Annotated in this window: 16 protein-coding genes, 1 pseudogene and 1 riboswitch; of the genes and pseudogenes, 3 read left to right on the top strand and 14 right to left on the bottom strand. The window is 36.5% G+C overall.

Annotated features, from left to right (window positions below; translation table 11 throughout):
* Positions 1-122 precede the first annotated feature (122 nt).
* From AC3WOM_RS23870 to AC3WOM_RS23860, 3 genes are all read right to left on the bottom strand, one after another.
* Positions 123-2,729 (bottom strand): cation-translocating P-type ATPase, encoded by a 2,607-nt coding sequence (locus AC3WOM_RS23870; protein ID WP_492448660.1) that lies wholly within the window; start codon positions 2,727-2,729, stop codon positions 123-125.
* 476 nt (positions 2,730-3,205) lie between these two features.
* Positions 3,206-3,490, bottom strand: coding sequence for a hypothetical protein (locus AC3WOM_RS23865; RefSeq protein WP_492448658.1), 285 nt, complete (start codon positions 3,488-3,490; stop codon positions 3,206-3,208).
* A gap of 108 nt (positions 3,491-3,598) precedes the next feature.
* Entirely contained in the window at positions 3,599-4,789 is a 1,191-nt protein-coding gene (locus AC3WOM_RS23860) for an MFS transporter (protein ID WP_492448656.1), read from the bottom strand.
* A 121-nt stretch (positions 4,790-4,910) separates the two neighbouring features.
* A riboswitch (purine riboswitch) is annotated at positions 4,911-5,010 on the bottom strand.
* Between the two features lie 224 nt (positions 5,011-5,234).
* Between AC3WOM_RS23860 and AC3WOM_RS23855 the strand changes: the two genes are divergently transcribed.
* Positions 5,235-5,441 (top strand): hypothetical protein, encoded by a 207-nt coding sequence (locus AC3WOM_RS23855; protein ID WP_427543409.1) that lies wholly within the window; start codon positions 5,235-5,237, stop codon positions 5,439-5,441.
* 110 nt (positions 5,442-5,551) lie between these two features.
* On the opposite strand, the gene lepB is transcribed toward AC3WOM_RS23855, so the two are convergent.
* The 3 genes from lepB to AC3WOM_RS23840 form a co-directional block, all read right to left on the bottom strand.
* Positions 5,552-6,112 carry a signal peptidase I gene (gene lepB / locus AC3WOM_RS23850; protein ID WP_427543412.1) on the bottom strand — a complete coding sequence of 187 codons (561 nt, stop codon included), beginning with the start codon at positions 6,110-6,112 and terminating at the stop codon, positions 5,552-5,554.
* Between the two features lie 149 nt (positions 6,113-6,261).
* Positions 6,262-6,369 (bottom strand): transcriptional regulator, encoded by a 108-nt coding sequence (locus AC3WOM_RS23845; protein WP_427543415.1) that lies wholly within the window; start codon positions 6,367-6,369, stop codon positions 6,262-6,264.
* A 338-nt stretch (positions 6,370-6,707) separates the two neighbouring features.
* Positions 6,708-7,643, bottom strand: coding sequence for an LCP family glycopolymer transferase (locus AC3WOM_RS23840; RefSeq protein WP_427543418.1), 936 nt, complete (start codon positions 7,641-7,643; stop codon positions 6,708-6,710).
* A gap of 369 nt (positions 7,644-8,012) precedes the next feature.
* On the opposite strand from AC3WOM_RS23840, the gene AC3WOM_RS23835 reads away from it, so the two are divergent.
* Positions 8,013-9,101, top strand: a complete 1,089-nt coding sequence (locus AC3WOM_RS23835) for a M24 family metallopeptidase (protein WP_492448654.1) — start codon at positions 8,013-8,015, stop codon at positions 9,099-9,101.
* Between the two features lie 13 nt (positions 9,102-9,114).
* Positions 9,115-10,299: an aminotransferase class V-fold PLP-dependent enzyme gene (locus tag AC3WOM_RS23830; protein WP_492448653.1), complete on the top strand. Its 1,185-nt coding sequence runs from the start codon at positions 9,115-9,117 to the stop codon at positions 10,297-10,299.
* A gap of 52 nt (positions 10,300-10,351) precedes the next feature.
* Here AC3WOM_RS23830 and AC3WOM_RS23825 read toward each other — a convergent pair whose 3' ends face one another.
* From AC3WOM_RS23825 to AC3WOM_RS23790, 8 genes and pseudogenes are all read right to left on the bottom strand, one after another.
* A complete protein-coding gene (locus AC3WOM_RS23825) occupies positions 10,352-11,125 on the bottom strand; it encodes an IclR family transcriptional regulator (protein ID WP_427543427.1) in 774 nt (257 codons plus the stop codon).
* 143 nt (positions 11,126-11,268) lie between these two features.
* On the bottom strand, positions 11,269-11,703 hold the full coding sequence (locus AC3WOM_RS23820; protein WP_427543430.1) for a MarR family winged helix-turn-helix transcriptional regulator: 435 nt from the start codon (positions 11,701-11,703) through the stop codon (positions 11,269-11,271).
* A 27-nt stretch (positions 11,704-11,730) separates the two neighbouring features.
* Positions 11,731-12,123 (bottom strand): annotated as a pseudogene (locus AC3WOM_RS23815) (SDR family NAD(P)-dependent oxidoreductase); the annotation flags it as partial.
* A 71-nt stretch (positions 12,124-12,194) separates the two neighbouring features.
* Entirely contained in the window at positions 12,195-13,628 is a 1,434-nt protein-coding gene (gene dacB / locus AC3WOM_RS23810; protein ID WP_492448652.1) for a D-alanyl-D-alanine carboxypeptidase/D-alanyl-D-alanine endopeptidase, read from the bottom strand.
* A 309-nt stretch (positions 13,629-13,937) separates the two neighbouring features.
* On the bottom strand, positions 13,938-15,674 hold the full coding sequence (locus AC3WOM_RS23805; protein WP_492448650.1) for an ABC transporter ATP-binding protein: 1,737 nt from the start codon (positions 15,672-15,674) through the stop codon (positions 13,938-13,940).
* Complete coding sequence (locus AC3WOM_RS23800; protein WP_492448648.1) at positions 15,671-17,413, bottom strand: ABC transporter ATP-binding protein; 1,743 nt, start codon at positions 17,411-17,413, stop codon at positions 15,671-15,673. The genes AC3WOM_RS23805 and AC3WOM_RS23800 overlap by 4 nt, the downstream gene beginning before the upstream one ends.
* A gap of 419 nt (positions 17,414-17,832) precedes the next feature.
* A complete protein-coding gene (locus AC3WOM_RS23795) occupies positions 17,833-19,341 on the bottom strand; it encodes a hypothetical protein (RefSeq protein ID WP_492448646.1) in 1,509 nt (502 codons plus the stop codon).
* Between the two features lie 13 nt (positions 19,342-19,354).
* Positions 19,355-20,152 (bottom strand): cupredoxin domain-containing protein, encoded by a 798-nt coding sequence (locus AC3WOM_RS23790; RefSeq protein ID WP_427543445.1) that lies wholly within the window; start codon positions 20,150-20,152, stop codon positions 19,355-19,357.
* Between the last annotated feature and the right edge of the window lie 219 nt (positions 20,153-20,371).

Below are 20,371 nucleotides of genomic sequence, written 5' to 3'. Positions count from 1 at the left end.
TCGCTAACAGTTCCTACTGCCAAGTCTGTAGTGGACTTTCACCACCTAGTTGTTGCGCATGCCGGGCACACACATGACAAGCTCTCGTTTCAAAAAAACGAGAGCTTGTTGCTTTTCACCTATTATCGAGTTCTCACAAAAAACAGCTTGTACCACTGATTGACAAGGAATGGTAGAACAGACAGACTATAAATAAAACCTAGTTGTGCCAAACTTAATGTAGCAACCTCAAAAACACCTGTAAGCATTGGCATAAATAATACGGCATGTAAACTTAAAAAGCCAATTAAAAATGCTAGCCAAGTATATTTATTGGAAAATACACCAATGGTAAAAATAGATTCTTTTGATCTAGAGTTAAAGCCATGCACTAAACGTGACAAACATAATGTGGTAAATGCCATCGTGCTCGCAGTTAAAGTATCACCCGTTGACAACCCAATTTGAAAGGCAATAATGGTCGAGATGGCAATTAATATCCCCTCAAGCACCACCTGCGTCGTAAATACTTTATTTAATAATGGTTGATGGATATCCCTAGGCTTGTCCTTCATTGTTTTTTTATTATTAGGCTCTAGACCAATTGCAATAGCCGGTAAGCTATCAGTAAGCAGGTTAATAAATAAGAGATGCACTGGTGCAAAGGGCACTGGTAAGCCTAAAATAGTTGCATATAGCACAACAAAAATAGCACCCGCATTCCCTGATAATAAGAACAAAATAGCATTTTTAATATTCGTATAAATACTTCTGCCATTTGCAATAGCCTTGACAATCGTTGAAAAATTATCATCCGTTAAGATCATTGAGGAGGCATCTTTTGCTACTTCTGTGCCTGTAATGCCCATCGCCACACCAATATCGGCTTGTTTTAGGGCAGGACCATCATTAACGCCATCTCCTGTCATGGCAACGACCCTCCCCGTTTCCTGCCATGCCTTCACAATGCGAATTTTTTGCTCTGGTGTGACACGTGCATAAACTGAAAAATCTTTCACTTTTTCTTGTAGTTGTTGATCTGTTAAACCTGCAATTTCATGCCCCTCAATCGCCTCTGAAGGATCTTTTAAAATACCGATTTGCGTGGCGATAGCAGTCGCTGTTATTTTATGATCCCCAGTAATCATTACTGGCTTTATACCAGCCTTTATACAATTTTCAACAGCCTCTTTGGATTCTTTTCTTGGTGGATCCATCATAGCGACAAGCCCCACAAAGATTAAATCTCGTTCGACTCTTGCATTGATGGCTTGACTGTCCCTTACCTCTTTATAGGCAATGGCCAATACCCTTAGCCCATTCATAGAGAAATCACGATTCGCCGCTTCAATTTTCTGACGATGGTGCTGTGTAATATCATGAATCCCTGCAGATGTTTGAATTTTTACGACTTTAGGTAAAAGAACATCAACTGCTCCCTTGGTAATCATAATCGATTGCTGATCCATCTTATTTACAGTACTCATCAGCTTTCTATCTGAATCGAAAGGAATTTCAGCTATTCTTGGATAACGTTCCCTAATAACAACTTCATCAAAGCCATATTGCTTCCCCAATTTCACAAGGGCAATTTCAGTAGGGTCACCTATTTCCTTTTGATCTCTTTCCACCGCATCACTACATAATAACCCCTTGATAATCAAATTTTTCTCAACTGTATTCGTCGTGTGCAGCCAATCATGTGGAATCACTTTTTGATCCACATAGACCTCTTGCACCACCATTTTATTTTCAGTTAATGTGCCTGTTTTATCCGAACAAATAACGGATACACTTCCCAAGCTTTCAACGGCATAGAGCTTTCGTATAATAGCATTTTCCTTAGCCATTTTTTGCGTTCCAAAAGCCAGTACAATGGTAACAATCGAACTTAAAGCCTCTGGAATTGCTGCAACTGCAAGCGATACCGCAAACATAAACGATTCTACTAGTGCTCGTCCACGAAACAGGTCAATTGTAAAAATAGCTAAACAGATTAATGTAATACCTAAAGCTAATTTTTCCCCAAATTGATCTAAACTTATTTGCAGGGGCGTCTTCTTTTCTTTCGCTGTATCTAATAAATTAGCAATTTTACCGATTTCAGTTTGCATGCCAATCGCTGTAACCATGACAATGCCACGCCCATTTGTCACAAAGCTACCAGAGTATACCATATTCTTTTTATCAGCCACTGTTACATTGCTATTCCTGATTGGATTGATATGTTTGGCTACAGCAATAGACTCACCCGTTAAAGAACTTTCATTGATATGCAAATTATGACTTTCTAATAATCGTCCATCCGCATTGATATAATCACCAGCCTCCAAATATAGAAGATCACCAACGACTATATCTTCCGAGGAAATCTCTATTAGCTGATTATTGCGCATGACTTTGGCAATTGGAGAGGTCAATGCTTTTAAGTTATCCAAAGATTGTTCAGCCTTGACATGTTGTACGGTGCCTAGGATTGCATTTAAAATAACAACAATCATGATAACGATTGTACTTTCTACTTCCCCTAATAAAAATGAAACGAATGCAGCAATGATTAAAATAATCACTAATAAATCTTTAAACTGTCCAAGGAAAACGGCTAATGTACTTGTCTTTTTCCCTTCCTCCAATACATTATAGCCGTATACTTCCTGTCTCTTTTGAACGTCATAATCACTCAATCCTTGATCTGTTACATTCAATGTTTTCATAACTTCAGCTGATGACTGTTGATGATACTCTGACATTCGATTCCCCCTCCATTTGAAATGATTAGACGAGCCGTACCCTTTGTAAAGGCCTGATTATGCTAAATTCCCTCTCACTGACTAACATTCAGGAGAAAAATTATTAGTGGCTCTTTCCCTTTTACAAGAATAGGTAAAGTCTTTGTAAACAATTTTTTGTATTTTTACATTGCGCCTTATTAGCTCATAAGATTAGATTCTCATCAGTAGAATTCTTTCAACTAATATCAAAAAATAGTATTACATTGGCCTTATCTCTTTCTCTTTGAGCCCCTAAAATACTTTAACTACAACAATCTATTCCTTGTCCTATTCCAGTATGATAATAATTGATAGAGAAATTAATATTTGTTTGATAGCTGAACGATACGCCATAACAATTTGAGCAGTAGTCAACTAATATTCGCCATGAATATCGTATCCATACAAAAAAGGCATTTGGAATATGGCTACTCCAAATGCCTCCCTATAGGGCATTATTTTAACTGCTGCTCTTTATTCACTACTAGTAAATAATCAAGTGCACTCATTCTAGTAAGTTTATGGGTAAACTTTATGGCATCCGCTTGAGAATCAAACATAAAGTTTTCGAGTTCGTCTGTTGGTATATATTGATTGGCGATTTTTCTTTTTAGTTTGCGGACAGATAAAGTATGTGAATCCTCTTCATACAAAATAATGGCACCCACATTTCGATAAAACGTCTGATCAATTGTTGCAACCACCTTGACATTTTTAAACTCTGTTAAATCTATCTGCATATATTTACCAACCTCCCTTAAACTTACATTCTATCTCGAGCCATGATTGTCCTTCTTTTTAAATGACTTTTTTGGTTATTTCCCCCAGAACGATATGTTTAAAAATTTCTATGAATTGTGCTGAGCGGAGGTCAAGTCCAGCTCATGCTCTTGAGAAAGTGGTGCTCTCTTTAAAGAGAAAATAGCACAGCCTAATGCACATAAAACTAAGATGGCACCAAAGCTAGATAAATGCATGACGGACCCTGTTACAGCAAACATCGCTCCTCCAACAGCAGAACCTATGGATATTCCAATCTGTAATGCGGCTGTATTTAAGCTTTGTTGAATATCAGATGTTTTTGGATCAATTTGTATTAAATAATTTTGCAGCGGAGGAGTAAGTGCCCAGCTAAGTGCACCCCATAAAACAGTGACAATTAAAAACAGTGGCAGGGCAACAATTGTATAAGGAATACTAAATAATACAACCGCAAATGCTGAGACAATCATGATAATCGCTTTCCCAGTACCAATTTTATCACTCAGCCAGCCACCTAGTGCATTCCCGCTGACAGACGCTATTCCAAAGATTAGATAGCAAATACTAATCCAAGAAGCGTTCATATGAAATGCTTCTACTAAAAACGGTGTGAGGTATGCATAGAGCATATAATGACCTGCCAGCATAAATAGTGTAGTTAGTTGTGCACTAAAGATTTTTAAATTAGCCAATGATTTAATTTGAGCCTTTAATGGGACCACTTCTACAACTGGCATTTTTTCAAGCAGCAACGCAATAAGAATCATGGATAGCGTTGAAAGTAGAGCGATTCCTAAGAACACAGCTCGCCAGCCAAATGCCTCTGTCACAAATATTCCCATCGGTACACCAATGACGAGTGCGGAACTAACTCCAACAAAAACAAGTCCTAATGCTTTCGCACGATGTCTTGGTTCGACAATCTTTGTTGTAATCGTCAAGGATAAGACAATCACTAACGCTGTGCTCATTGCTGTAAAAATTCTAGCAACCATCACTGTCAGGAATGTTGTACTAAAAAATGTCATGATATTCCCAATGGTAAAGATTAATAAAGAAATAAGATATAGGCGCTTCCTTTCCACTTTTGCTGTTAATGATAAAAGGACAGGCGCAGAAATTGCATAGACAAGAGCAAAAATGGTAATTAATTGACCTGCTGTTGCTAAGGATACATTTAAATCCTCTGCGATTTTTGGTAATATACCACCAACAATTAACTCCACTAATCCTACTGCAAAAGTAGTAGCAGCAAGAATATAAACTCTCCAATTCATCGTAATCACCCTTCCGTTAGACATCATTTTTGTAGAGGATACTTTTCATTCGTCCCACATCAGCCTGATTTATCCGGAATAACAAAGATGGGCTAACAAAAACAAAAAAATCCTGACTACAAAAATGAAGAACAATTTTTGTAGTCAGGATTTTATGGTTCCTGGTAGAGACCCTCAATCCATATTATTGAGGTTATACAGATCAAATATTTACCCTAGCTATATTAGCATATTGAATTTTACATGACAACAATTTTTTATGATTCTACTTTACATCCACTATATAAAAATGGTTAAAAATAGAATTTAATACCTTTTATTTGTACATATAGCTAGCGACTTACAATAAAAAATGCCATTTACAGAAGAAAGATTTTAGATTTAGCTTATATTTTTTCAAATTTGGCCATACATAATACTAGAAAGAATATTGCGAGGTGATTGTTTGCGTATAGTAGGTTTAGTATGCTATTTCTTAGTGTTGTTTTATGGCGTAGAACTAGTAATAGAAGAGCTTGCAATCGGTGAACCAGCAAACATTTCCTCTAAACTAGGCAAACAGCCAATTCCCATCAAAGAAACTGTAGAAAATTCAACGGTTTGTGTCTATTATCCCTCTTATACAGAATGTACCGCTCTATCAAATAACTAAAAAAATGTATTTCAGCTAAAAAAGTAAATAGCAAAAGGCAGAAATATTGATTGAAAATAATATTTCTGCCTTTTCATTTTAACATATTTATACATAAACATTAAAAACGTTTATTTTTTTGAACCAACATGGAATTGATTAAACGGATAGAGGGTTATTTTAGCTTCACCATAAATGGCATCTTCAGAAATTAAACCATAATGACGGCTATCGTAACTTTTTAGACGATTGTCACCAAGAACAAAATACATTCCCTCAGGCACCTTTTTTTCATTGACCAGTTGCTCTAAAGTGAAATTTTCTGTAATGCGTAATTGATTCGGGTCATCCGTTTGACGATTCACATAATCCTCTTTATAAGCTTTACCATTAACATATAGAACATCATCCTTCATTTCAACCGTATCACCTGGCAAACCAATTACCCGTTTGATATATAACTCGTCCTCTGTTGGTGATTGAAAAACAATTTGATCAAAGCGTTCAATTTTACTCGTTTTACTAACAACAATGATATCCTTATCATGGTAAGTGGGGTACATCGAAGCACCCTGCACTTTAATCGGTGCGAATAAAAATTGCTTACAGCCTAATACAACAATAGCTGTAATCACAATAATTTTAAGATAGGATAGTACTTCTTTTTTAAAATTTGTTTTTTCCTCTTGCATATTCATTCCCCGATACTGTTTTTTTATAGTATAACATTTTCTAAAGTGTATTGACGAATGATTCACAAAAATTGTTTCATAGCCACAAAAAATAGACAAAGCTTTCTTTCACTTTGCCTAGCTTAATTTTAATTTTTTTTAAAAAATTATCAGTGGTTACTTTGCGTAGCAGAGTGATGTTGTTCATTTAATAAGTCTACTGCTAAAACAATACCTACAGGTAATGCAACTGCTAATAAAATTGTGCCAATAATCATCACAATCACTCCCTAAACCATTTCTAAATCAAAGTATACACTAAATTTTCTGATATTTCAAATAAAAAAGAAAAAAATCATTCAACTAGGCATGCACCCTACCTGAATGATTTTTTAAGTTTATATAAAGATTTTTAAGCACAATAGTTGTAACTGCTGTATAGTAGATCTAATTGGATGTTTTTGAGCCTTACGTTTAGGTACATAGCTGTGCATGCAATTATTGAGAGCTGTGTACCTAAGCACCTGGGTCCTCCCATTCATTCATCTCCCTCCCCTCACGATCGAAAGTTTTACAGCTATATTACCCAAAAAGTCCCTACCAACCTCCTTCCCGTTTACTGCAAATGCTCTTTTAACTCTGATTGAATTTTTTGAAGCTCCGCATTATTTGGGATATAATACCATATATGATCTATTTTTTTGCCATCTCCCTCTTCAAATGACAGCTGATCAATATTGCGATTCATTTTTTTATAAATACTTTGTAACTGAATTAAATCTTTCATTGTGAAATTCATACGTACATTATCACCAACTACTTCCAGCATATCAGTAGCCTTTAAAAGTATAGATGATGTGGAAGAAGCTTTTTTCATAACCGCCTCAATAATTTGTCGTTGACGAATTTGTCGACCAAAATCACCGCGAGGATCTTCATATCGAATGCGAGAAAAAATTAGTGCCTCATCTCCCGTTAAAGTGACATCTCCCTTTGGAAAATGATATGAATTATAGGTTAAATCCATGTCATTTTCGATGGTAACGCCGCCAATCGTATCAATAATTTGAAGGAAGCCCTCCATATTAATAAACACATAATAATCAATTGGAATATCTAAAAAATGCTCTACCGTATCGACAGCCATGGGAACTCCCCCAAATGCATAGGCATGATTAATTTTATCCACAGAATCATGACCTATAATCTCCGTCCGAGTATCTCGTGGTATACTAAGCATTTTCATCGTTTGTTTTGCAGGATTAACCGTTACAACAATCATTGTATCTGAGCGTCCACTATCATCTTTACGCTCATCCACTCCAAGCAGTAACACAGAAAATGGCTCCTTTTTTGTTACTGTTTTTTGATCTATCCCCTCATTATCCGCTGCTTCAATTAAAGGTGTATTTATTTTATTCATCGTTTTCTGGATCGTATAATAAGCAGTACCTATAAAGATTAAAAAAATTGCTACTAGGCTGCCTAATATCCAAAGCCATATTCTCTTCTTGCTCTTTCTCTCTTTAGAGCGCTTCATTTTTTTTTCCATACATAAGTCCTTTCTTGCTAAACAGATTTACCCCTCTTTTTGACGTTTTAAGTTGGAAAAAAGTTTATATAGTCTATTTATATGCATATTGGACGAAAAAAAGACGTACACTAGTATTTACTAAATATACGCCAACCTATTCCTGAATTGGTAAATAATCTTCAAAGCCTTGAGATAAATCCCTCGATTTAAAAAGTCTGTGTAAACCACTTCATCACCAAAGAAATAGTACCTAGTTGAGAAAAAATTTTCTGATTAATTGAAAATTCATTATTATTGATATATACTTTTTTTAAAATTAATAGATACATTGTCTCTATAAAAGAAACGGTGTTGGATAATTTTACTAGCATTTAGGAGGTATTTTCAATGTATCAAAAAAGAAGAGAAAAATTAGTCTCCCTTATGAGGGAAAACTCTATCGACATAACTGTCTTGGTTCCAGGACCCAATATGTATTATTTTACAGGCTTACATTTAAAACAAAGTGAACGCATAGCTTTAGCAATTATCACGAAAGGCGAAAAATTATATTTTTTAATGCCACAAGTAGAATTAAATAAAATGGATGCCAAAAGCAGCAATGCTATTTTCTCTTATTCAGATGAAGAAGGACCTTTTCATGCTCTTCAGCAATTAAGACAACAAATAGGTTCATTGCGTGTAATGGGAGTAGAATTTGACTTCATGCATGTGAAAGAACAAAAAACAATTGAGTCACTTACATATGAGCATTTATATGATATAGGAGAGGTGATTCGAGAACTTCGTATAAATAAAGATAGCAACGAAATTCAATTAATGAGACAAGCTGTGAACATAGTAGAAGAGAGTCTCGAAGCAACATTACCAATTATTAAAGCCGGGATTTCAGAAATGGAGGTGGCTGCACAATTAGAGTATGAGATGAGACGTCGAGGATCTGAAGGAACACCATTTGGAACAATTGTTGCTTCTGGCTATAGAGGTGCACTTCCACACGGTAGAGCCTCTACGAAAACTATTGAAGCTGGTGAATTAATCGTTTTAGATTTCGGCTCGATTTACAAAGGCTATGTGGCAGATATAACAAGAACAGTGGCATTAAGAGAAATTTCACCAACATTAGAAAAAATCTATAGTATTGTTAAGCTAGCAAATGAAGCTGCTATTGAGGCTATTAAACCCGGGCAAACGGCTCATGAAATAGATGATACTGCAAGAACTATTATTCGAAATGCTGGCTATGGAGAGTTTTTCACACATCGACTAGGACATGGAATTGGACTAAGTGCTCATGAGGAACCTTATTTAATGCAGCAAAATAATCTCGTTTTAAAGGCTGGCATGGCTTTTACCATTGAACCAGGGATATATGTAAAGGATGTGGGCGGTGTCCGTATTGAGGATAACTTGATAGTCACAGAGGATGGCTATGAAAATTTAATGACGTTTTCCAAAGATTTAATCATTTTATAAGGTTGGGATGGACATGACAATTGATATAAAAAAGATTCAAAAGGATATGCCACTGCTGGACAAATATATCTACCTGAATACTGCTGCTGCTTCTGCAATGCCACAGCCAGTAGTAGATACCATGACGAGCTATATACAGAAACAAGCTAGCATTGGTCCCTATTTGCCCTCCTTTCGTCAGGAAACCTACGAAAATATTGAAATTGTTCGTGAAAAATCAGCAATATTAATAGGCGCAAAAAAAGAAGAAATCGCCTTTGTCCCGAATGGTTCGATGGCTGTTAATTTTGTTTCAGGTGGTTTGCAATGGGAAAAAGGCGATGAAGTCATTGTTTTGGATACCGAGATGCTAAGTAACTATGTGCCTTGGCTTGCACTTGAGCAACAAGGTGTTCTTTTAAAGGTTTTTAAAACAAACTTAAACTATATGGTGGATCTAGACAAGCTAGAAAAATTCATAACACCTAAAACAAAAATGATTGCATTTGCACATATGTCTAATGCTTCAGGTGCTCTTCAGCCAGCAAAGGAAATATGTCAGCTAGCCAAGCAAAAGAATGTTTTAACACTAATTAATGCAAACCAAACAGTGGGCTTGATTCCAATCGATGTCAAAGATCTTGACTGTGATTTCTTACTTACCTGTGGACGAAAGTGGCTGCGGGGTCCAGAAGGCTCAGGCATTCTTTATGTTCGTGAAGAGCTTATACAAACACTAACACCGATAATGATTGGTTGGGGAAGCACCAATTGGGACTATCCCAACAATGACTATTCTTTTGTAGCAACAGCCAAACGCTTTGAACCTGGATGCCCTGTCATTCCTAGTATTTTAGGATTAGGTGCGGCTATCGATTACGCAAATAATATTGGGATTCATGCCATCCATCAGCAAGTAAAGCTATTAACTACTTATTTGCTAGAGCAGCTTCAATCTATAGAAGGTATCGTCATATATGGGCCCCAGCAAGTAGCAAACCGTTTATCGATTACCCCATTTAATATTGAAGGTATTTCACCAGATGATGTGACCAATTATTTAGCAACGCATGGAGTCATTATTGAGGCTGGAACCTTTATGGCTAATACGATTATGGAACGAAACAGCATCAATAAGATGGCTCGCTTCTCGCCACATTATTTTAACACATTCAAGGAGATCGATGTTGCCATTTCATTGATAAAAGAACTACTATAAATGACAAAAGCAAGGGCTCAGAGTAGAAAAAACTATCTGAGCCTTTTGTTGATTACTCATGATATAATTTAAAACTAAATTGATCGAAATATCGTTGGATACTCATCGCTGAATATTGGAGCACTTTGACCATATCAGGCAGTTTTTCCTCTACTGGTTTACGATAATTAGGACCAGCAATGGTTAATGAAGCAATAATCTCACCTTTATTATTAAAAAGTGGTACGCCGAGACCAAATACTGAATGAGAATATTCACCTGTAGTAAAGCACCAGCCCTGTGTTCGAATCTTTTCTAAATCAATTAACAGCTCCCCAGGGTCTGTAATCGTTTCAGTTGTTAATTTTTTCATGCCACTATCCATAATGTCCTTCTGCTTCTTCTCCGGAAGATAAGCCATGATGGTCTTACAAGATGCACCTATGTATAACGGTGTACGAGTTCCCATTGAAACAGAGAACTTAATTGTTTGCGAGCTTTCTGCAATTTCAACCGTTACACCATCTGCTCCGTCAAGCCATGTTAAAAAGACGGATTCTTTTATTTCCTCAGAAAGTTTTTTCATGATTGGTAAAACAAAATCAGAAAGATTCAATTTTTCTTTTACCATTTGCCCATACTCTAAAAAACGTAGTCCTAATTCATATTTTTTTGTCTCAGGGTTCTGGTTTAAAAAGCCATGATTTTCAAAGGTAGCTAAAATCCTGTGAATGATAGAATGGCTTATATTCATTTCTTTTGCTAATTCACGCACGCCCCAGGTAGGATTCTCTTTACTAAAATATTTTAATACTTCTAATGAATTATCTAATGTTTTTAATGCCATTTTCCACCTCAAATGTCTCTATATTAGAACCACAATATAATTATAAAATGTATCTAATTAATTATCAAATACGTCAGCTAAATTATGTATATATTTCACAATCACAATAAAAAAGCCGCCTCACCATGAAGCGACTTTTCTATCTATATATTTTTGTCTTGTATTCCTTGCACTAATTTTTCTTGGATTAGCAAATATTGTGCAATCTCTTCTTCATTCAATACTTCAAAAAGCTGCATAAAAACCTCTTGTCCAATAGATTGGGCTTTTATTAAGGCTTTTTCACCTTCTGTTGTAATTTGTAGGCGAATTGTACGACGATCAGACGGATCATATAATCTTTCTGCCAAACCGAGCTTGACTAATTTTTCAGCAATATTCGTCATTGCTCCTTTTGTATAGCCAATCGTTTCTGCTAATTCAGCTTGTTTCTGCGGCCCTTTTGTCTGGAGCTCGCTTAAAACAAGAATTGGTGAAATCCCTAACGGATAGGGAAATGACTTCGTAAAACGAATAATATTGGCATTGTTCATTTGTTCAATCATATGAATGAGTTTAAAAATATTTGTTTGTTTCAAAAAAATCCTCCTCAAAGCCCCAAGCAATTAGTGAAGCATTGCTGAACCTCCGTCCACCATAATGGTTTGACCTGTGATATATTGCGAATTGTCGGAAGCTAAGAAAACAGCTACACGACCAATATCTTGTTCAACATCCCCGAAGCGACCTAGTGGGATTTTACCTCTAACAGCTTCATAATACTCAGGTTGTGCTTTTGCCCATGCTTGTACACCTGGTGAATTAGCAAGTGGACTAATAATATTTACATTAATACCGAAGCGTCCCCATTCATTTGCTGCAACACGAGACAAACCACGGATTGCCTCTTTTGCAGCCGCATAAGCCGCTTGTGTTTCATGTCCTTGTAAACCAGCACCAGATGCAAAGTTAATAACATTTCCTTTTGTTTCTTTTAAATAGGGTAATGCTGCTTTAATAGTTCAATATTAAATAGTTTATCATTAAATAAATTACAATAAAACTAAATTGCTCATCATCGTGAAAACCTTTACAATTCATTTGCAATCTGTTTGACAATGTCATCAATGGTTGGAATAGCAGACGTTTTATTGGCCTGTGTTAAAATACTAAAAATATACCATTTACCACTCTTTCCTTTGACATAACCACTTAAAGCATATGTACCAGATATATACCCAGTTTTAGCAGATACACTATATCCCTGTAGGCGATTTTCTAATGTCGCTCCAACAAGCTTGCCTTTTCTTCCTGCCTGAGGCAATGCATCTAAGTAGGAGAAATACCAAGGTTTACTTCGAATATTATATAACAGTAGACTTTCCTGCATACTGCTTACACGATTCTGATGATTTAAACCTGAACCATCTTCAAAATACCACTGCCCCATATTAAGTCCACTATCATTACCATATGTACGAATTGCTTGAATTCCTGCTGACCAGCTACCTTCTCCAAGTAGTTCTCGCCCAAGTTGCTTTGTGAGCATCTCCCCCATACCATTAATACTAAGTTTTAAAAAGCGAAAATTAATATCCTTTAATGGCTTTGAATAGGAAATTCCTACTCTCATTGCGTTGACCGGTACCTCCCCAACCTCCAAAGGCATTGTTTGGATTCCCTTTGTCAGTAATTTTTCCCGAAATACATCAAGTGTATACAAGGTTGGATCATAAACAGTCACATATGTACTTTTCTCTGTACCAGCTGGTAAATTTCCTGTAGCAACAATACGGTCTGTGCCGTATTCTCGTGTAATAGCTACGGTATTTTTCTCACCCTTTTTAACGATTTTAGTCTTATTAACAATTGGAATTGTACTAGCAAACGGGGCAAGCTGAACATTTGCCTTAGTCCCAATCTTTGTGCTGGTCACTTTTACTTGCACAGTAGCAATATCATACTGATCATTTGGTGAAATCGTTAATGCTGAAATACGTGAAGCATAGGATAACGCTTCATCCTGAGGAACAATGCCTTTTGCTAAACGATCTGTATCAAACCACGTGTCATCGGCAATTAAAGAGCCCGTGATTTTCAATATTCCTAATTTTCTCAGTCCATTAACAAATGATTCTAAATGGACAGGTAAAAGCGTTGGATCTCCACCGCCCTGTAAATAAATATTGCCATGAAGAACACCATCTTCAATTGGTCCATCAATATAAACCTTTGTCTCAAATCGATAATCTGCTCCCAGCAAATCCAATGCAGCAGCACTCACTAAAAGCTTATGAGTAGAAGCCGGACGTATCATTTTATCACCGTTTTTATTGTAAAGAATATTTCCTGTCTCCATATCTCGTACGGTAATGCTGTATTCATTGCTTTTCCAGTTTTTTGAGATAATGCTATTCACTTTTGTTGTCATTGTTTGTTCACTAGCTTCCACATTGTCCATAAAAGTGATTGGGAAGCAGCACAGCAAAAAGATCATTGTACAAATTATAAAATTCTTTTTCATAGTTCCTCCAATTGGTAAATTTCAACTTTTATCACTTTATTCTACGGAAAAAGCTAGCCTTTTACAATGAAACACCTTTGTTATTTTACAAGGAATGACATGTCACCATTTTTATTCGATAAAAAAGAGGACACTGAAAAAGTCTATTTACCACAAAAAATGTGATACGTTTTTAAATCAAACAAAAGATAGATTTTTAATATACAAAAAGAATTTTCTTCTTCAGTGCCCTCTAAAAAAAGCCCCACTTTTTTTTGCAAAATGGGGCTTCCTAAAGTTGACAGGGCTAATTATCCATCAAAAACCTACCTATTGATGTAATGAATTTGCCTGCATCTGATACATTGTTTCGTAAATACCGCCCTGTGCTAATAATTCATCATGTGTACCTCGTTCTACAATCTTACCTCGATCTAATACAAGGATACGGTCTGCATTTTTAATAGTAGAAAGTCTATGTGCGATGATAAATGTTGTACGCCCTTTTTTCAGCACATCCATCGCATGCTGAATAATTTCCTCTGTTTCTGTATCAATATTTGAAGTAGCCTCATCTAATATTAATATAGCAGGGTCAAAGGCAAGCGCTCGAGCAAAGGATATAAGCTGACGCTGTCCAGATGACAACGTACTACCCTTCTCAATCACTGGCTCATCATAGCCATTTGGAAGATTTCCTAAAACACGCTCACCGCCAACAGCCTTCAATGAAGCTTCTATTTTTTCACGTGAGATTTTAGGATTATTTAAACTAACATTCGCAGCGATCGTTCCTGTAAATAAATAAGGATCCTGTAAAACAATTCCCATATGCTCACGCATTGTTTGACGCGGCACCGATGTGATATCTAGACCATCAATTGTAATTTTCCCTTTAGATGGATCATAGAAGCGGAATAATAAGTTCATAATGGAGCTTTTGCCAGATCCAGTATGACCTACTAAGGCAATTGTTTCGCCTTGGTGAGCTTCAAAGGAAAGGTTTTTCAATACATATTCCTCGTTTTTATAAGCAAAGGAAACATCTTCGAAAACCACATTTCCTTTATATCTTGGTATGCTTTTTTCGGAAACAGGCTCACCACTTATATCCAGCACCTCGAATACACGTTTCCCTGCAACAAGTGAACGTTCCAGTTGTGAAAACTGATTGACAATATTTGTGATGGGATTAAATAATTTTGTTAAATAATCAACAAAGGCATACAAGGTTCCAGCAGATACCACTTGTGTTGCAGTAAAGGACTGTGTGCCAAAGTAGAAAATAAAGACTGTAAACATGATTAATCTTAATGTATTGACAAGGTTGAAGGAAGTCGCTGAATCAAGAACAAGCAGCTTGCGTTCATACGCATAATGCTCATTATTCATATCATCAAATTCCTTTGTCATTTGCTGCTCTCGACGAAATGCCTGAATAATCGTCATTCCTTGAATGGATTCATTGATCATAGCGTTAATATCAGCGATTTTGGTACGAATTACATCATTATACTTAGAAGCAAATTTACGATATAAAATCATCCAAAAGTAAACCACTGGAATCATTAGTAAGGCTAACATAGCCATTTTCCAGTTTAAAATAAAAAGTGCAATGTAAACACCTATAATTGAAATGAAACTCGTTGCAAAATTGGATAGTACCTGTACATATAAATTTCGAACAGCCTCCGTATCATTTGTAACACGGGCTACAATTTTTCCGGCTGGCAAATTATCGAAATATTGTATTGGTAATGTTTGAATATGCTCAAATACATCCTTTCGCAATTTTTGCACTACGCGGTTAGCACCAGCCTGCAAATAAATATACATAAAATAGCGTAATATCGCAGTAGCAATTGCTAAAATTAAATAAACTAGTAATAGCCATGTAATTGGTTTTATTTCGATATGACCAATTGTCATATAATTATCAATGATATGCTTGGCAATAAATGGCCCGACTAGCTCGGTAAATACAGCGATTGTTAAGAAAAACAGACCGAGTAAAATTGGTTTTTTAAAATACATGGCATAGCGTGTTAAACGTTGACCCGTACTCATGAGGCACCTCCTTCTAGCTGCTGACGGTCGAATTGCTCTTTATACCATCCTTGTAGTGCAAGAAGCTGCTCATGTGTTCCCTGTTCGACAATTTGACCTTCATCTAGCACGATGATTATATCTGCATGCTGTATGCCTGATAATCGATGTGTGGTAATAATCGTTGTTTTATCCTGTCGTTCTCGCTGAATATTCTCAATAATTTTTGCCTCTGTTTTAGCATCTACAGCAGATAATGAATCATCCAGCATTAAAATTTCAGGATCCTTAATCAAGGCACGCGCAATGGACACACGTTGCTTTTGACCACCTGAAAGGGAAACGCCCTTTTCACCTACAAGTGTTTCAAGACCCATCGGTAAATTTTTTAAATCCTTTTCAAAGTATGCAGCGTGAATCGCCTGCTGCAATTCAGCCTGTGTCGCATTTTCTTTTCCGAATAAAATATTTTCACGAATTGTACGTGAGAACAACACATGATCCTGTGGTACATAACCAATCCAATCTAGTAATTGCTCTTTCGTTTGTGCAGTAATATCTACTCCATCAATTGATAGCTGTCCCTCACCGATTGGATACTCACGTAATAATTGTCGTAGGAACGTTGTTTTACCTGCCCCTGTCTTCCCAACAATGCCAAGTGTCTGCCCTTTTTTCAACGACAATGAAATTCGTTGTAGGTTTTTCACCTGACTCATAGGATATTGGAATGTTAGAGCATCAAAGCCAATTCCATTTGGTGTCGCAATCATTTGTGGATTCGCAATATTTCGAACATCTGCCTCATAGTTGAGCGTTTCCTGTACACGATCAAGAGAAGCATTTCCCTGCTGCATCACATTAATAAGCTCACCGATGGCAAATATAGGCCAAACCGCTAACCCCAAGTAAACATTGAATGTCACAAGCTGCCCTACTGTCATCGCCTCAGTTGCAACTAAATGAGCACCGTAACCAAGTGCTACAACATAGCTAATGCCAGTACCGACCTTTGTAATCGGTCCAAATAGCGCGTTAATTTTTGCTGTATGCATATTTTTTTCATAGACAATTTCGCTCATCTCTGCAAAACTTGCCTCATCCTTTTTTTCTTGCACATAAGCACGTACTACCCGTACACCTGCAACCGACTCTAGCACACTATCATTCAGCTCTCCAAATGCATCTTGAGCCTTCATATAACGCTCATGCACAATTTTTCCAAGATATTGAATAAGAATAGCCATGATTGGAACAGGTAGCATAGCAAAAAATGTGAGCTTCCAAGAAATCAGATAGCCCATGGCAAAAATAATGCACCCCATATAAATCGTCGAGTCAATCAGGGTCATAATCCCAAATCCAGCAGTTAATGACACGGCGTTTAAATCATTAGTTGCACGAGCCATTAAATCCCCAGTGCGATTTTTTTCATAAAACGTTGGTGTCATACGTAAAAAATGCTGCATAAGATTCCGGCGTAATATTTTCTCTAAATTAATAGCCCCTTCAAATAGTCGGAATTGCCACACAAAATTCAGGGCATAACCACCAATAATAATTCCCACAAAAATCAAAATATACTTTGATAAAATAGCTGACGACATTTCCCCAGCAGTCAATATATCAATAATGGACCCTAGTAAATAAGGAGGTACTACCTCTAGAACACTAGCAATTATTAAGAACATGATTGCCACCGTATATTGTTTCCAGTATTGCTTAAAAAACCAGCTTAGCTTACTTAATACATCAAACATACATCATAACCTTCTTTCCCTCGTGCTGTGAAAACGTTGCTACCCACTATCCAGAAATTCCTTGATGAAAATCATTTTTAGTGCTGTACTTCGCATACTAATACACTCCTTTTTGTGTAATCACTACAACTTTTTACGCAACAAAAAAGACACATCCCCTAAAAAGAGCATGTGTCTCTTATGAAAGGCAAAGTGTAACCCATGCCTTTTACTGCAATAGAAATAAAAGTTAGGCATGGACAATGTATGCAAATGTGTTTTGAAATGATACTGATAAATTGAACATTGTCATGCCCTCCTTTACTTGATTTGTTATAGTGTTCTTGAAGATTATCATACTATAGAAATATTTGTCAACTATCTTCCTGTTATTTTTTACGTTTTTCAAGAATTAATTAGCGCTTTAAAGCAATGAATTACTATTTTGTAATTTCAAAAGCTAATCGAATAGCAGGCATTGCAGAACCAGGATGATCCGTGGAGTAGGTTAATTGTGGAATCAAGGTCATATCCGTCTCCTTTTCCTGCTGCTTATAAATGCCAGGATATAAATCAATTAAATGATATCCAGCATCACCCGTTGCAATAACATCAAAAGTTAAATTTCCTTGGCTATTAAAGGCACATAAATAACCTGTATAGGCATTGTCATAAGTTAAATAATAGGCATTATCAAACTCAGTCCAGCCACCGCCCTTAATAGTTATGGAAATTTTTGTTCCAACTGGACCGGATTTTGGAGAAAATTCAACGATAGAAGGTAAAACTCGTAAATAAGTTTGCCCATACACCTTACCTTCTGTAGCTAAATCGAGACGATGAGGTATGCCTCCTAAATCATCTGGAACTGTAAAATCATATTTTAACTCTCCATTTTCATCCGTTTTAACTTTTTTCAGTAATGTTGTTTCCTCTCCAAAGCCTTTGCCGCTTACACGGCTTCCTTTCATTGTGTTCCAAATAAGTTCTATTTCTGTCTCCTTAGGTAAACCAGAGGATGTCAGTTTTACAGGATCACCTACTATACCCTCATTTTTAGTTAGCTCAACCTTGACACCTTCACCCTGCTTCAATTTTGGCATGTCAACACCGCCAGATGCAGCTACTGGTGCATCTTCTATATAATTAGCAATAGTTGGTGCAGCCCCATCTGTAATTGTAAACATAAAATCTGGTGCTGGTTTGTCTGGATATGGAGACTGTAAATAGTTGATATACTGCATTCCTAAGTATCCTGTACGAAGACGAATGGCATGATCACCTACAGAGCCAGCAGCGCGAATTTTCGCCTCTGCAGTTCCATTTGTTGAAATCCCTGTAATTAGCCCTGTATATTTATTATCATAGGTTAATTGCCAATTTCGCATATATGTGCTCCAACCAAGGCCTTCCATTTTAATCTTAATTTCTGTACCTACTGGACCGGATTTAGGCTCCATGACAAAGGATGGATCAACGGTATAACCAATTTGACCGATTTTTTTCCCTTCTTGTTTGACCCATAATGTAAAATCTCCGCCAAAGCCCTCAGGCACATTAAACTTGCCAACCCATTTCCCTGTTGAGTCTGCGATACCCTGCTGTAAAATTATTTCTTTTTCTGTAAACTTTGGACCAACGACTGTATACAAATCCTCGATGAGATATTCTCCATTTATAGCATTCCATACTAATTCAACTGGTTGACCTGCCTTTAACTGATCGACATTAAAAGTAACTTCATCTCGGACAAACCCTCGAACTTTAGATAAGGAAATATTGTTTAATAATTTTTCCTGAGCTGTTTCTTGTTTTTCAGCATCCGCTTTATTCGATGAATTTTGTTGTCCATTAATGGCTTGCTCTTCTTTATCAGAACAAGCTATTAAGCTTAAACTAGTTAATAATACAATGATGAAGAGCAAAGGCGATTTTAATAAGTGTTTCATAAAAGCCCCCCCTTTATTGAACAACTACTAGTTTAGCTGTCATATCACTATGACCTGCACCACAAAAAACGCTACACACCATATTAAATTCTCCAGCTTTTTCAGGCGTAAATTTCACAGTGCCATCCTTTTCTAAATTAACATCTAATCCCTCTATAGTAATTCCGTGCATACCTTCTTCAGATTTTAACGAAAGTGTTACTTCCTCTCCTGCTTTTACATAAAAAGCTTTTTCTCCCTTTGGACCATGAAATTCAAAATTTTTTCCAATTATATCAACAGCTTGATTCGTTTCGACAGCAGACGCATCTGCCTCAGCAGAAACCGGCTCCTCTTTTGGTGTCTGTGCAACGTCTTCAGACACAATCGTTAATAAAGAAGGAGCAACATTAAAAGGCTTAAATTCTCCCTTTTGCTCTTTATATTCTGCTGTAACTGAATAATCAAGTGTTCCAGTTGGTGTATCTTTTGTTACAGGATAAGCTACTACCCAAAAATTATCATCACCATGCTTGCCATATTTCATATCAAGTGTTTCTCCCGTAGATAGGTGTACCTGCACCTTTGCATCCTTTACTTGCTCATTTGTTAATCCATCTAGTACATTGTTCCGGAAAATAATTTTATCTCCTGGTGAAAATCGGCTAGCTAGTACACATCCACCTTGCTCAGTCACTGTATCCCCAGTAATAACAAGTGATCCTACATCCTTTTCAGCGGCTGCTTCCTTTTCCCCTGAATCATTGTTGCATGCAATCAAAACAACCATCGTCACTAGCAGTAATGCAAATAATGATATTGTTTTTTTCATAAAAAACCCCCAATCGTTTTTTATATATTTATTAAATAACACTAGCGTCGCATTAAAATAATTCAACGTATTTCAAAAAACTGAATTTTCCGCAATATTATCCGTGCATAAAAAAAGCCTTTATAATGGTTGGGCGGTAGTAAACCATCCAAATCCAAAATAAAGGACATAAGCATGGATAAGTTTACACGAAAAACATCATTTGAACAATGGTTTTCA

The organism is Lysinibacillus sp. FW301-JW8 (genome assembly GCF_058788755.1).
This window is presented reverse-complemented; position numbering and strand designations above follow the sequence as displayed.